We start from the raw sequence: 12,504 nt of genomic DNA, 5'->3' as shown, positions 1-12,504 counted from the left end.
CACCGGTTGAACCCGGTCAATACACCTCGATTGCCTTGTCAGAGCGCCTCGACGAGGCCGGCATCGCTGCCTCGGTCGGATCCGTCGGCTCGAGCTACGACAACGCGCTCGCGGAGACGATCAACGGGCTGTTCAAGACCGAGCTGATCAAGCCCCGGGCGCCGTGGAAGGGCGTTGACCAGGTCGAGCTCGCCACCGCGGAATGGGTCGACTGGTTCAACCACCGACGCATCTACGAATACTGCGGCGACATCGCGCCCGTCGAGTTGGAACAGGCCCACTATGCTGGCCACATCCAGCCCATCGAGGAGCTGGAACTATCACACCACTGAGTCTCCGGACTCACCGGGGCGATTCACTGCTGGACGTCGTTCTCAATGGACCGTTGGAGACTGTTGGCGTCCAGGTCGGTGTTGGGGAAGGCGTGCTGGAGGGCCGGGATCCACAGAGTGGTCAGATAGCGTCGGCTGAGCAGGAATCGCCAGAAGCCGAAGGAGAGCTCGGCCACGATGCGGCCATGGGTTGGTTGGCGGCGTCCGGCGCCTGCTCGGTGAGTGGCCTTGGCCAGGTCTCGGCGACCTTGTGTATCGAGGGGTGCCAGGTCGAACCAACTATGGGAGCCTCGCCTGTGAGCCCAGCAGGTAAGGTGATGATCGAGGGCGTTGCGCAGAGGGATCTCGACCATGGCGGTCATGGCCAGGGCGGCCGTTGTCACGTGCTCGATTCGCGAGGGTGGTAGAGTCGTAAATGAAGACCCCGGAACGATCACTGGCTTGCCACATCGCCGGGGTTTCGTCTTTGTTCGAGGATACCGGTGGCCTCGGACCTCATGGTGCCTGTGGATGGCGGTCAAGGACATGTGATCCGGGCGCGGGGCGGCCAGTGGGGTGTGTTGTCTGCGTTGGTCATGGCAGCGCCTCCTCGACAGGTGATGCAGGGCGAATTGCCAGGGGCGTGCCATGAATGTCGTCGATGGCAGGATGGTCTGCATGCGAAGCGACCTGGCCGACGAGGTCTTGCCCTTGATCCGCTCGAGTGGCGACCTGCATCGGTATCGGGCCGCCAATGAGCACGGCTCCCAGATGCACGAGGCGGTTGACATCCTTGAGGGGGCGGTGGGAGTCGAGGATGCTTCGGTGGTCCATGACGTGTGTCAGCGGGCGTTGATGTCGTCGCTTCGGATCATCATGCGTGCCGATGATTCGGCCGGGATCATCGGGGACGCCTGTCAGCGTCTGATTGCGCTGCATCCGGTGACGGCCACGGCGGCGAAGGTGTCGGTGGCACGGCTGGTGGCATGGATGATGAAGTTCCAGTTCGACGAGGAGTGCGACTTCTTCACCTTGGATCCGGTGGCCTACGCCCCGGTGCTGGGGGAAGCGGGCATCGCGCGTTACCGCGCGGAACTGGCCCGACGACAGTCCGACCTGGCTGGGTGTGCGCAGGCTCGCGACGGCTACTCGCATGAACGTTTCGTGCTGGAGCACAATGCGCGCCGGCTCGCCGTGTTGGATCGTGATGTGGAGGCGATCATCGCCACTCACGCCAGGGACGGGTCGGTTTCGGCCTGGGCGCTGGAGACGGCTGAGGCATTCGTTGAGATCGCAGACGTGGAGCGGGCCATTGACTGGGCCCGGCGGGCGGCCTTGATGCCGCCCGAACACCAGGCGCTCCGGGCAGGCAGATTGTGGCGGGACTTGCTGGCAGAGCACCGCCCCGGCGAGGTGTTGGCCTCCAGCCTGGAGCTGTTTGAGCGATGGCCGAACCAGAGCACCGCGGCGCAGGTGCACGCAGCCGCGGGCGACAGATGGCCAGGACTGCAGCAGCAGGTGGTTGGGCGTCTCAAGGGACGCCCATGGGAGGCCGTGGCCTTCCTGTTGCGTCAGCTGGCCGATGTGGATTCCGCGTGGCAGGTGGCCCACGAGCACGCGGACCTGGTGGGCGCTGGCCTGTGGGGCGAGCTGGCTGAAGCGAGGGGCCCTTCCCACCCCGAAGAGGCTGTGCCTGTCCTGGTTCGGCTGGCTGACGATGAGCTCCGTGAGACGGGTGTGCGGCACTACCGTGTCGCGGCGAGTCTCCTGGTTCGGGCCAGGGCGTTCGCCGTCGCCGCTGGCCAAGGCGATGATTTCGATGCCGTCGTTCGTGAGTTGCGCGAGGTTCATCGCCGTCGTCCGCGGCTGCAGCAGGAGTTCGATGCGGCCGGGCTGGCGAGGTGATCTGGCCGCAGTGACCTCAGGACGGCATGACTCTTTCTTGACACAATATGTCGCTCATGCGACGTTATGTGTATGGAAGTGACCGTCGCTGAGGCTGCCCGGATAGCGGGCGTGAGTCCGCGTACAGTGCAACGGGCCCTGGCTGACGGCAGTCTTGGTCTGGCTCGGGTGATTGGCCGTCAATCGACGACGGATGATCTGGCTTTGCAGGCGTGGCTGCGGACCACCTGCCGGGGCCGCAAGTGGTCGTCACGGATCCGACAGGCCGCCCTTGACCTGCTGTCAGGTGGCTCAGCGGATTCCATTGCGTCGTCCGAACGCTCCAGGCTCCGGGCGGCGCTGCGGGAAATGAGCGCACAGCAAATGGCGTCATCGGCCTGGATCGGCACGTGGGCGCGGTACCGCGGCCTCGGCGAGGTGGTCGTTCAACCGATCGGTCCGAGCGTGGTTGCCGCGTCGTCCCTGGGGATGGTGGCGGGGGAGTCGTGGATGCGGTTTGCGCAGGTGGACGACCTGGGCCGCTTTGAGGTGACACAGCCAGTGCTCGCGGATCCTGATGGGGATCTGGTCGTCGTGGAACGGGTGCGTGACGACCGCTGGGCCCGCCAGATGGTCGACACCTATGTGCTGGGCGATTCCCGCGAATCGGCAGCAGCCGCACGGGCACTGGAGGAGGCCGCCCGTGCGCTCTGACCCCTTCGCTCTGCTGGCGGAGCTCGCGACGACGCTGGATCCCGCCGCTTGGGTTCTGGTTGGCGGGTTGATGGTGCACTGCCACGCGCATCTGGCCGGGATCACGCATGTGCGGCCCACTGATGATGCCGACATCGTCGTGGAGTTGCAGACCTCCACCTATGCCACGCACGCCGCTGCGTTGGTGGGGCTCGGCTTCACGCCCCACGAGTCGGTCGATGCGGCCGCCCCGTTCCATCGCTTTCTGCGAGACGGCGAGACTGTCGACCTGATGGTTCCTGACCGGGAGTCCTGGTCGCCCCGATACCTCGGACGAGAACTGATCAAGGTCCCCGGATCTGGATCCGCACTCAAGCGCACCATTGGGTACGAGCTTCCCGGCGGGAGCGTTATCCGCCTCCCAGACCTCGCATCCGCTCTGTCGCTGAAGGGGGCTGCCCACCAGGTCCCGAGCGTGAACCCGTCGAGACACCTACAGGACGCGGTCACGCTCTTGGCATGTGCTGGCCCGGCTGGCTTCGAGCCGGCGCCAAGCAAGTCGATGCGGGGCAACATCAACCACTTGGTGAAGTTCCTGGCCACAACGGCCGAAGCATGGTCGCTCGCAGCACCCCAGAACCGGGTGCGTGCCCAGCAGTGCATCATGACTTTACGACCGGACTGGCAGGCCCCAGCCTTCCTCGGATCAACAACCGTGGTCGCAAGAAGCAGACCCCGCGCCCACCCATGAGGGCGTGAGAGACTTGAACCCAAGTCGCACGTATGTCCCACGGAGCGCGGCGATTCCCCAAAGGCCAAAGGGTAACGCCTAGTCAACTGGGGGAACGCGGGTGAAGTCCTTTGGTTCGAGTCCTGTCGCCCCGACTTTCGAAGGCCCTAGTCAGACCGGAGATCGGTCAGGCTAGGGCCTCGCTTGTGCCAGATTCGTGCCAGATCTTCCGGTGGTTGCCTGATGTGCCACGACTCGATCGACTGGGGCGAGTCCAGTTCCGAGACGCCGACGGAGGATTTCGCCCGCACCCCCAGACAGGGACAGGGCAGTGCTGGTGCGTCGCAGGGCTTGGTGGAGGCCGACGCCGATGCCGCCAACGGCCACGACGGCACCCTGCCGACCCCATCCAGCCCGCCACCGAGGCTCGACGAGCCGGTCGTCCAGCCGCTGCCACCCCAGCACCCACTCGACCCCCGGGGTCAGGGCAGTGCCCCGCCCCACCCGGGCACCGCTCCGACGCCGGGCCACAAGAGCCGGAGCCGGGCGTGAAGGATGAAGGAGGCAGGTCGTGACGATCTACATCGACTACACGCGGGACCGGATGGGGGTGGTTCTTCGGGGTGCGGTCCTGGCAGTTGGCAGCGGTGTCGGTTTCGACGCTGCCGGTCTTCTGGGCAGGCGGTTGCGTGCTTCTACGCGCCGATCATTCCGCGGCGTCGTGAACGATCCGTAGCCCCCGGGATCGGCCTGATTTGCCTACGACCCCCCTCGTTGTCGGTGGAAATATAGGGTCTGGAAAGTCACCGCACAACGATGCGGGCTATCGCCAATCACCAACAGATCGGGGAACCGTGATGACAGGAACTGACCACGGCGTTGCCACGACGCGTTCCCCCGAGGTAGCAGTGATCGGGGGCGGGATCGTCGGTCTGTCAACGGCGTACGCGCTGCGGGAGCAGGGCGTGCCGGTGCGCTTGTACGAGGCTGGTCTGCCCGGGACGGGCCAGTCCGCAGGCGAGTCGCGAATCTTCCGGCATGCCCACGACGACCCGCGACTCGTCGCTTTCGCGCGCGAAAGCCGCGGCGTATGGAATGAGTGGGCCGAACGCTTCGACGTCGAGCTGGTCTCATCAGACGGTGTCCTGGCGATCGGAGACAGCGCCCTGGCGCGGCTGCGGGTGCTCGAGCAGGTCGGCGGCGTGGAAGCGCACGAGATCGACGCGGCCGAGATCGCCCAGCGAATGCCGCTGCTCGCTGGGTACTCGGGTCCAGCGGTGCTCGACGAGTCGGGCGGCGCGATCCGCACCCGCGCCGCGATCACGGCACTCACGGGCGCCCTCGCAGATGCGGTCACCACCGGGGAGGTCATCTCCATCGAGCCCCGCGCCGACGGGACGGTCGAGGTGCGCAGCGTCATCGACCAGGCCATCTACTCCAAGGTGGTCGTGTGCGCTGGCCGTGAAACTGCCCGCCTGGCACGCAGCGTCGGCCTGTCGCTGCCGGTTCGCCTTGCCGCACACGTCCGGCTGACCTTCGACGTGAAAGCCGCCGCCCCGGCACGAGTCGCGTGCCTGCAGGACAGCAGCGGTGTGTTCGGCGAAGTCGGCGTCTACGCGACGCCGCTACCGGGCAACAGCAGCTATTCGGTCGGACTCAGCGACACCGTCGGGGTCCGCGACGACGGAACTTTCATCGACCCTGCGGCGATTCGCTCGCTGGACCAACGCGCACGCGAATACGTGACACGGGCGCTGCCCGGTCTTCACCCAGAGCCGCGCGACTTCCTTCACTGCTGGGTGACCGACCTCCCGTGGAGTGAGGACGGCGTGGCCGTGTGGGAGGCAGGCTCTGTCTTTTTTGTGGCCGGTCACAATTTGTTCAAGCAGGCACCTGCGCTGGGTTGCGCTCTTGCCCGGGCTGCGACCGGCGGCGGTCTCTCCGCCGAACTCACGCCCGAAGCTCGCCTCGGCGAGGCCCAGGGCTAGCCCCGGTCTTCATGACGGCGGTCGGGATCGTGTCGGCCGTCGGGGCAGGCCGGCCGACCACAGCGCCGCGGCGATCAGGGCGGGCTGGCCGAACAACCGCGCGAGTCGCTTGCCATCGGTGTCGAGGCCAAAACCGTCTCGACGCGCCGCATACTGGTCGATGTTTCCGGGGAAGACCGCGGCATAGAACCCAGCCAGGGCAACACCGGTCAGCATGCGGTGACGCGGTAGCGCCAGCATCGCGCTGCCGACAAGCACTTCGGCGACACCGGAGCCGATGACCACCGGATCCTTGTCACCGGGGAACCAGTCGGGCACCTGTGCTTGGAACTCCTGACGCCTGAAGCTCAGGTGGGAGACGCCGGCGTAGACCATGAACGCTCCGAGCCCGATTCGTGCGAGCTCTTGGGAACGGGGTGTGGTGGGCATGGGATTTGTCCTCCTGGATGGTGATTGTCACTCGAGTTGGGTGGACAGGTCGTCCAGGAATGCCTTGACCTGGACGAGCTTTTCTGGTGGGCCCGGGTAGAGCGCGAGCATCTGCGCGGGAACTCCGGATGCCCTGCGCCGCAGCGAACTCCCCTCCTGGGTCAGGCTGATCAGGCGGCGTCGTTCGTCGTTGTCGCTCCACGATCGGGTGACCAGACCAGCCTGCTCCAGCCGTCGCAACAGGGGGGTCAGGGTGCCGCTGTCGAGGTGCAGCCGCGCTCCGATGTCGTTGACGCCGACGGGCTTGTCGGCGTGCCACAGGACGAGCATGACGAGGTATTGGGGATAGGTGAGGCCGATGTCCTCGAGCAGTGGCCGGTAGGCGCGTGTCACCGCCCTGCTGGCCCTGTACAGGGAGAAGCAGAGCTGGTGATCGAGGTCGGGGATCTGGTCACTCACACCCCTAAGCCTACCTCAGACACAATCTGATTGTGTGCAATTCACTTGTGCGCTATGTTGACTCTGTCACCGCGAGGCACAGGCCTCGCACACACGCCACCCAGGAGGCACCATGATCGAGATCGAGCCCGTCTACACCACCGAGGCCCTCGCCACCGGCGCAGGCCGCAACGGCCACGTCCAAACCTCCGACGGCCGGCTCTCGTTCGACCTGGCCATCCCGCAGGAGATGGGTGGCAGCGGTGAGGGCGCCAACCCCGAACAGTTGTTCGCCGCCGGCTACGCCGCCTGCTTCCACTCCGCCCTGCAGATGGTGGCCCGCCAGGCACACAAGGATCTCGGCGATTCGTCGGTGGGTGCCCAGGTGAGCATCGGCAAGGCCGGTGAAGGGTTCGGCCTGGCCGTCACCCTTGAGGTGGTCATCCCCAACCTGCCCCACGACGAGGCGCAGCAGCTCGCCAACCAGGCCCACCAGGTGTGCCCGTACTCGAACGCCACCCGCGGCAACATCCGCGTCGCCGTCGTCGTCGTCAACGACTGAGCCTCCCCAACGAGACCGACTTCGGCGTCGACGAGTTCGTCAACAAGCGCCCGGTCCGCGGTTCCGACCCCGTGGATCCTGAGCGGTGAACTCTCGCCCCCCCCGGGGCACAACCACCCTTGACCATGCAGGCAGTCCACGAGACATCGATAGGAAGATGCCATGTCCCGCATCCTGATGATCCTCACATCCCACGACCAACTTGGTGATACCGACCGTAGGACCGGTTTTTGGCTTGAGGAGTTGGCCGCTCCCTACTACGTGTTCCGCGATGCCGGACACGACATCACCCTGGCCTCGCCTAAGGGCGGACGACCACCGGTCGACCCGACCAGCACGCTGCCGCAGATGCAGACCGACTCCACCCGTCGATTCGAGGCCGACGACGCGGCCAAGGCTGCCCTGGCGACCAGCACCCCTCTGTCGGAGGTTGACGTGACCCAGTTCGACGCGGTCTTCTACCCGGGAGGCCACGGCCCGCTGTGGGATCTCGTGGACGATCCCACCTCGCAGCAGATCATCCTCGACAGCGACGCCGCCGACAGGCCGCTGGGCCTGGTCTGCCATGCCCCCGGCGTGCTGCATGCCATCAAGAAGCAGGACGGGACGTCGTTCATCACCGACCGTTCGGTGACTGGCTTCACCAATGGCGAGGAGGAGGCCGCCGGGTTGACCGACATCGTGCCGTTCCTGGTCGAGGACTCCATCAAGCAAGCGGGTGCCCGCTACAGCAAGGGCCCCGACGGTGACAGCTACGTCGTCACGGACGGCATGCTGGTCACCGGGCAGAATCCGGCCTCGTCGGCTGATGCCGCCCGCCGTCTCCTCGACCTGCTGACCCACTGACCACCACCCACCCACAGGAGTACAGGGATGACCACACACACTCGCGAGATCCACCTCGCCTCCCGCCCCGACGGGAAGCCCACCCTTGACAACTTCCGCACCGTCGAGGTTGAGCTGCCCGACCTCGACGACGGTCAGGTCCTGGTCCGCAACACCATCATGTCGGTGGACCCGTACATGCGCGGCCGCATGAACGACGTCGAGTCCTACGTTCCCCCCTTCCAGATCGACCAGCCGCTGGACGGCGGTGCCGTCGCCACGGTGATCGAGTCACGTGTGGAACAGCTTCCCGTGGGTACCAAGGTGACCCACGGCCTGGGGTGGCGGGAACACGCCATCCTGGCCGGTGATGCGGTGCGACCGCTGGCAGCCCGGGGCGTGCCGGACAGCGCCTACCTGGGCGTACTGGGCATGCCCGGCCTGACCGCCTATGCGGGGTTGCTGCTGGCCGCCGAGATGCGTGAGGGTGATGCGGTCTTCGTCTCCGGCGCGGCGGGAGCTGTCGGCTCGACCGTCGGACAGATTGCCAAGCTCAAGGGCGCCTCCCGAGTGATCGGCTCGGCTGGCACCCCCGAGAAGATCGCCCGCCTGGAGGAGCTCGGCTTTGACGCCGCCTTCAACTACCGCGACGGCGATGTGACCGAGCAGCTCGCGAAGGCCGCCCCGGAGGGCATCGACGTGTACTTCGACAACGTCGGCGGCGACCACTTGGAGGCCGCGATCGCCAACCTGCGCACCGATGGCCGGGTGGCGATGTGCGGGGCCATCAGCCAGTACAACTCCACCGAGCCGGCCACCGCCCCGCACAACCTGGCGCTGGCCATCGGCAAGCGGCTCACGCTGCGCGGGTTCGTGATCGCCAAGTACGCCGAGCAGGCGAGAGCGGACTTCGAGCGGGACATGGGCCGTTGGATCGCCGACGGCTCCATCCACTGGGACGAGACCGCCCGTGACGGTCTCGACGCCGCCCCACAGGCCTTCATCGATCTGCTGGATGGTGCCAACACCGGCAAGATGATCGTGAACCTCTGAGCACGGCGTCGGCTGTCCTCGGCCGCGGTGGCATCCACGTCGGCGACGTCGGGATGGAGCTGACGGCCGAGGTCGAGCCGGCGCAGGTAGGTGGCACGGTCGGCGGCATGTGCGGCACGTAACCCACCGACAACCCGAGGTGGGCAGCGAGTCACCGGGGCGCCCCAGCCCGACGCGGGCCTGTATGAGCTGACGCAGCTTCTTCCAGGCTCGTGAGCCCTCAGCGGTTGGGATGAGCGCCGAATTGTCCAGATCCTCCATCGAATCTGCCATTTCCCCCGCGCCGGCGCCGATTCTCGGCATTTCAGTGGAGGAATTCGGCACGCACCCGCTGAGATTGCCCAGGCCGTCCCCGTAAACACCGGCGGCTGCGCCGAAGACCTCGGCGCGGGGAATACCCGCCACCTGAAGGCCGTTCGTGGTTGACTGCAGGCGCACTCCCACCGAGAAGGACCACATGACCAGCACACCCGCCGGCTACACCCCCGAGCAACGCCGAATCCTGGCGACGGTGCTCGTGCCGGCCTTCCTGTCGCTGTTGTCGGTCTCGATCATCAACGTGACCCTGCCTGCCATCGAGTCCTCCCTGCACACCAGCACCTCGGGCCTGCAGTGGGTCGTCAGCGGCTACGCGCTCGTCTTCGGCGTGCTGCTGGTGCCCGCCGGGCGCGCCGGTGACCTGTGGGGGCGAGGCCACCTCTTCGTTGCCGGGCTGGCCCTGTTTGGGCTGGGGGCCCTGCTGTCCGGCCTGGCCTCCAACATCGTGCTGCTGAACCTCGCCCGCGTCCTGATGGGTATGGGTTCCGGTGTGCTCAACCCGCAGGTCTCCGGCATCCTGCAGACCTACTTCCAGGGCCCGCTGCGTGGCCGAGCCTTCGGCGCCTTCGGTGGGGTCATCGGAATCTCGGTGGCCATCGGCCCGGTTCTGGGTGGGATGCTGGTCTCGCTGCTGGGGCCCGACCTGGGCTGGCGCTGGTCCTTCCTGATCAATGTGCCCATCGCCGTGGTCGGCATCATCGCCGCGCGGATCATGCTTCCCGCCTCGGCCTGGCGCCCTGTCGACCGCGCGCGCGCACGCGCCGACTTCGACCCGCTCGGGGTGGTGATGCTGGCCGGCGCCACCGTGTTGCTGATGGTGCCCTTCATGGAACTGCCGATCCTGGGGTGGTTCCGGGCAGGAGTGCTGTCCGGTGTCGGAGTCCTCGTGCTGGCCGGCTGGGTCTGGTGGGAGCTGGCCTACCGGCGTCGTGGGCGCCAGCCCATGGTCGACATCGCCCTGTTCCGCACGCGTTCCTTCGGGCTCGGCACGCTGCTGATCTCGCTCTACTTCCTCGGCTACAGCAGCGTGTGGCTGCTGGTGGCGCTCTACTTCCAGCAGGGTCTGGGCCGCAGCGCCCTGGATGCTGGCCTGGTGGGTCTGCCGGCCGCGCTGGCTGGTGCGGTCATGGCGCCGCTGGCAGGACGCCACGTGCACAGGTTCGGACGCAATCTTGTGGTGGTGGGCCTGCTGGTGGCCATGCTCGGGCTGCTGCTGACGATCGGAGTGGCGCTGCTGCAGCCCCATGGGCTCAGCGTGTGGTGGATGCTGCTGACGATGGGCCTGGCCGGTACCGGGCAGGGCCTGATCGTGTCCCCGAACCAGACCCTCAGCCTGTCCGAGGTGCCGCTGCACTACGCGGGCAGCGCCGGGGGAGTCATCCAGACCGGGCAACGCATCGGCACCGCCATGGGCATCGCCACCATCAGCTCGTTCGCGCTGGGTCTGGTGGCCGGCCACGGATGGGGCGTGGCGCTGGCCGGAGGGCTGGCTGCGGTGATGGTCATGATGGCAGCCGCCCTGATGGTCGGGCTGGTGGACCTGAGGGCATCTCGACGCGCCGCCTGAGGTCTGATGGCCCCTGTCAGACGTCCCGCACGAACCAGCGCCGCGCGTAGCCCACGATCGCAACCCACAGCCCGATCGGCCACAGGACCCAGGGCAGGTAGTGCGCCAGCATGAACCAGCGATGCCAACCGTGGACCTGGAGGATCGGGTTGCTCTGCTGGCGCATCGTCATCCCGCGCTACTGCCGCGATCATCCTGTAGACGCCCTGGCGATGACGCTCTTCCGGCAACCCCGCCTGGTCGAGTCGGCCCCCGAGCCGTTGCGTGAGCAGGTCATCGTCATCAACGACGACGTCGACACCGCGATGCGCACCCTGGTGCCCGCCCGCTTCGGCCGCGACTCCGACGAGGGCTACCGGCTGCTCATGGTCGCCACGCGCATGTCGCCCTACGGGCTGGTGCGTCCTTTTGTGGGTCAGGAGGTGCCCGACTGGCTCGACGAGGTCTGCGTCGCCTCGGCGCGCGGCATCCTGACGTTGGGTGACTGACCTGCGCCCCGCGCGGGTCACGCGTCCTGTGCCGCCTCGCAGTTCGCGGCCACCTCACGAGCGCGGCGCTCGAGGTACCGACGCTCGGGAATGGACCGGGTGAGACGAGCGGCGTACGCGAAGGCCTCTCCTGCTGCCACCTGATCACCCAGTTCGGCCAGCAGGTGCCCCTGGACGACGAGCACGCGATGGTTGCCGCAGCCGCTTGTCATCGGCGATCTCATTGAGTGCGTCAAGTCCAGCCTGGGGCCAAAGACACGGCCTGCTGCGACAGCGCGACTCACAGCCACCATGGGGCTCGGGTCGAGTACTTGTGCCAGCTCGTACAAGGCGAGAATCTGCGGCCAGTCGGTGTGCTCGTCGTCAGGCGCCTCGTTGTGGAGTGCCGAGTTGGCGGCCATGACCTGATAGCGGTCGAGCGGGCCCGGAGGCAGCGCCTGTTGGATGAGAGCGACGCCCTCGGCAATCAGATTGCGATTCCAGAGCGTTCGATCTCGCTCGCTGAGGGGCACGGGCTCGCCATGGCGCTCCCGCGCCTCCCGCCGGCCATGGTGCAGCAGTTGCAGAGCCAGCAGTCCCATGACCTCCGCGTTCTCCGGCAGCCGGGCGTGCAGCATCCGAGTGAGCCTCACGGCCTCGACCGCCAGATCCGGTCGGTCCATGCTGTTGCCACCGCTGGCGCTATAGCCCTCGTTGGAGATGAGATACAGCACGGTGGGGACCCGGGTCAGGCGCTCGTCCCGGTCGCCGGTGTCCGAGAAGCCGTTGCTGCTGGATGCGGTCGTGGCCTTGGCCCTGCAAATGCGTTGGGCGATGGTGCTCGTCGGCACGAGGAACGTCCGGCCGATCTCGTCGGTGGTCAGGCCGCCGACGGCCCTCAAGGTGAGGGCAACGGCCGAGGACGCCGTGAGGTTCTCATGACAGCACAGGAACAGCAGGTGCAGGCTGTCATCGTGGTCAGATGCCGCGTCCGGCGCGGTCACCTCGCGTCGCTGATACGCCTCCTCGCGGGCCGTGCGTGAGGACTCGGCGCGGATCATGTCGATGAGTCGTCGTTGGGCCACGCGCAGCAGGATGTCGAGCATGGTGTGATCGGATTGCCACATCGCGTTGGGCAGCTCTGCTCGCCGGCGTAGCACCAGCTCGTGCTTGTCGCGGTAGGACGCTGCGCCCTCCAGGGCGGGGGTGACCATGCCGGGATCCAGGGTCCGCACGATG

The 12,504-nt window shown here is 67.0% G+C and carries 17 protein-coding genes; 12 read left to right on the top strand and 5 right to left on the bottom strand.

The features are described 5' to 3' along the window. Window positions 1-332 (top strand): integrase core domain-containing protein (locus tag M3G03_RS12570; protein WP_259810472.1); only part of this gene is annotated, 332 nt, incomplete at its 5' end. Between the two features lie 23 nt (window positions 333-355). Here M3G03_RS12570 and M3G03_RS12565 read toward each other — a convergent pair. Continuing rightward, entirely contained in the window at window positions 356-715 is a 360-nt protein-coding gene (locus M3G03_RS12565; RefSeq protein ID WP_259810470.1) for a hypothetical protein, read from the bottom strand. A gap of 274 nt (window positions 716-989) precedes the next feature. Here M3G03_RS12565 and M3G03_RS12560 point away from each other — a divergent pair, with 274 nt between their 5' ends. The 6 genes from M3G03_RS12560 (at window position 990) to M3G03_RS12535 (ending at window position 5,606) form a co-directional block, all read left to right on the top strand. Continuing rightward, window positions 990-2,216, top strand: coding sequence for a hypothetical protein (locus tag M3G03_RS12560; protein ID WP_259810469.1), 1,227 nt, complete (start codon window positions 990-992; stop codon window positions 2,214-2,216). A gap of 348 nt (window positions 2,217-2,564) precedes the next feature. Then, on the top strand, window positions 2,565-2,909 hold the full coding sequence (locus tag M3G03_RS12555; RefSeq protein WP_259810468.1) for a hypothetical protein: 345 nt from the start codon (window positions 2,565-2,567) through the stop codon (window positions 2,907-2,909). Then, window positions 2,899-3,639 carry a hypothetical protein gene (locus M3G03_RS12550; protein WP_259810467.1) on the top strand — a complete coding sequence of 247 codons (741 nt, stop codon included), beginning with the start codon at window positions 2,899-2,901 and terminating at the stop codon, window positions 3,637-3,639. The genes M3G03_RS12555 and M3G03_RS12550 overlap by 11 nt, the downstream gene beginning before the upstream one ends. A gap of 222 nt (window positions 3,640-3,861) precedes the next feature. Beyond that, entirely contained in the window at window positions 3,862-4,170 is a 309-nt protein-coding gene (locus M3G03_RS12545; RefSeq protein ID WP_259810466.1) for a hypothetical protein, read from the top strand. Window positions 4,171-4,189: 19 nt separating this feature from the next. Beyond that, window positions 4,190-4,354 carry a hypothetical protein gene (locus M3G03_RS12540; protein WP_259810465.1) on the top strand — a complete coding sequence of 55 codons (165 nt, stop codon included), beginning with the start codon at window positions 4,190-4,192 and terminating at the stop codon, window positions 4,352-4,354. Between the two features lie 121 nt (window positions 4,355-4,475). Next, window positions 4,476-5,606 carry an FAD-binding oxidoreductase gene (locus M3G03_RS12535; protein ID WP_259810463.1) on the top strand — a complete coding sequence of 377 codons (1,131 nt, stop codon included), beginning with the start codon at window positions 4,476-4,478 and terminating at the stop codon, window positions 5,604-5,606. A 9-nt stretch (window positions 5,607-5,615) separates the two neighbouring features. On the opposite strand, the gene M3G03_RS12530 is transcribed toward M3G03_RS12535, so the two are convergent. Both M3G03_RS12530 and M3G03_RS12525 read right to left on the bottom strand, forming a co-directional pair. After that, on the bottom strand, window positions 5,616-6,035 hold the full coding sequence (locus M3G03_RS12530) for a hypothetical protein (RefSeq protein WP_259810461.1): 420 nt from the start codon (window positions 6,033-6,035) through the stop codon (window positions 5,616-5,618). 27 nt (window positions 6,036-6,062) lie between these two features. Next, a complete protein-coding gene (locus tag M3G03_RS12525; RefSeq protein ID WP_259810460.1) occupies window positions 6,063-6,494 on the bottom strand; it encodes a MarR family winged helix-turn-helix transcriptional regulator in 432 nt (143 codons plus the stop codon). Between the two features lie 112 nt (window positions 6,495-6,606). On the opposite strand from M3G03_RS12525, the gene M3G03_RS12520 reads away from it, so the two are divergent. The 4 genes from M3G03_RS12520 (at window position 6,607) to M3G03_RS12505 (ending at window position 10,798) form a co-directional block, all read left to right on the top strand. Further along, the gene (locus M3G03_RS12520) at window positions 6,607-7,035 is read left to right on the top strand and encodes an organic hydroperoxide resistance protein (protein ID WP_259810459.1); all 429 of its coding nucleotides are present in this window, start codon (window positions 6,607-6,609) and stop codon (window positions 7,033-7,035) included. A 162-nt stretch (window positions 7,036-7,197) separates the two neighbouring features. Further along, window positions 7,198-7,881 carry a type 1 glutamine amidotransferase domain-containing protein gene (locus M3G03_RS12515; protein ID WP_259810457.1) on the top strand — a complete coding sequence of 228 codons (684 nt, stop codon included), beginning with the start codon at window positions 7,198-7,200 and terminating at the stop codon, window positions 7,879-7,881. A gap of 27 nt (window positions 7,882-7,908) precedes the next feature. Further along, window positions 7,909-8,913, top strand: a complete 1,005-nt coding sequence (locus M3G03_RS12510) for an NADP-dependent oxidoreductase (RefSeq protein WP_259810455.1) — start codon at window positions 7,909-7,911, stop codon at window positions 8,911-8,913. 457 nt (window positions 8,914-9,370) lie between these two features. Next, window positions 9,371-10,798, top strand: coding sequence for an MFS transporter (locus M3G03_RS12505; RefSeq protein WP_259810454.1), 1,428 nt, complete (start codon window positions 9,371-9,373; stop codon window positions 10,796-10,798). Between the two features lie 16 nt (window positions 10,799-10,814). On the opposite strand, the gene M3G03_RS12500 is transcribed toward M3G03_RS12505, so the two are convergent. After that, window positions 10,815-10,970 (bottom strand): small integral membrane protein 12, encoded by a 156-nt coding sequence (locus tag M3G03_RS12500; RefSeq protein WP_259810452.1) that lies wholly within the window; start codon window positions 10,968-10,970, stop codon window positions 10,815-10,817. Between the two features lie 40 nt (window positions 10,971-11,010). Between M3G03_RS12500 and M3G03_RS12495 the strand changes: the two genes are divergently transcribed. After that, complete coding sequence (locus M3G03_RS12495; protein ID WP_259810450.1) at window positions 11,011-11,286, top strand: hypothetical protein; 276 nt, start codon at window positions 11,011-11,013, stop codon at window positions 11,284-11,286. 17 nt (window positions 11,287-11,303) lie between these two features. Here the strand turns inward: M3G03_RS12495 and M3G03_RS12490 are convergent. Continuing rightward, the coding region (locus tag M3G03_RS12490) for an RNA polymerase sigma factor (RefSeq protein ID WP_259810448.1) at window positions 11,304-12,504 on the bottom strand (1,201 nt) is incomplete at its 5' end.

The sequence above is a fragment of the Aestuariimicrobium sp. p3-SID1156 genome (genome assembly GCF_025144225.1).
Lineage (GTDB): Bacteria > Actinomycetota > Actinomycetes > Propionibacteriales > Propionibacteriaceae > Aestuariimicrobium.
This window is presented reverse-complemented; position numbering and strand designations above follow the sequence as displayed.

Coding starts and splice junctions, on each gene's coding strand:
- M3G03_RS12520 (WP_259810459.1), top strand. CDS start 6,607: ATGATCGAGATCGAGCCCGTCTACACCACCGAGGCCCTCGCCACCGGC.
- M3G03_RS12510 (WP_259810455.1), top strand. CDS start 7,909: ATGACCACACACACTCGCGAGATCCACCTCGCCTCCCGCCCCGACGGG.
- M3G03_RS12515 (WP_259810457.1), top strand. CDS start 7,198: ATGTCCCGCATCCTGATGATCCTCACATCCCACGACCAACTTGGTGAT.
- M3G03_RS12500 (WP_259810452.1), bottom strand. CDS start 10,970: ATGACGATGCGCCAGCAGAGCAACCCGATCCTCCAGGTCCACGGTTGG.
- M3G03_RS12560 (WP_259810469.1), top strand. CDS start 990: ATGCGAAGCGACCTGGCCGACGAGGTCTTGCCCTTGATCCGCTCGAGT.
- M3G03_RS12530 (WP_259810461.1), bottom strand. CDS start 6,035: ATGCCCACCACACCCCGTTCCCAAGAGCTCGCACGAATCGGGCTCGGA.
- M3G03_RS12505 (WP_259810454.1), top strand. CDS start 9,371: ATGACCAGCACACCCGCCGGCTACACCCCCGAGCAACGCCGAATCCTG.
- M3G03_RS12535 (WP_259810463.1), top strand. CDS start 4,476: ATGACAGGAACTGACCACGGCGTTGCCACGACGCGTTCCCCCGAGGTA.
- M3G03_RS12495 (WP_259810450.1), top strand. CDS start 11,011: ATGACGCTCTTCCGGCAACCCCGCCTGGTCGAGTCGGCCCCCGAGCCG.
- M3G03_RS12545 (WP_259810466.1), top strand. CDS start 3,862: ATGTGCCACGACTCGATCGACTGGGGCGAGTCCAGTTCCGAGACGCCG.
- M3G03_RS12555 (WP_259810468.1), top strand. CDS start 2,565: ATGAGCGCACAGCAAATGGCGTCATCGGCCTGGATCGGCACGTGGGCG.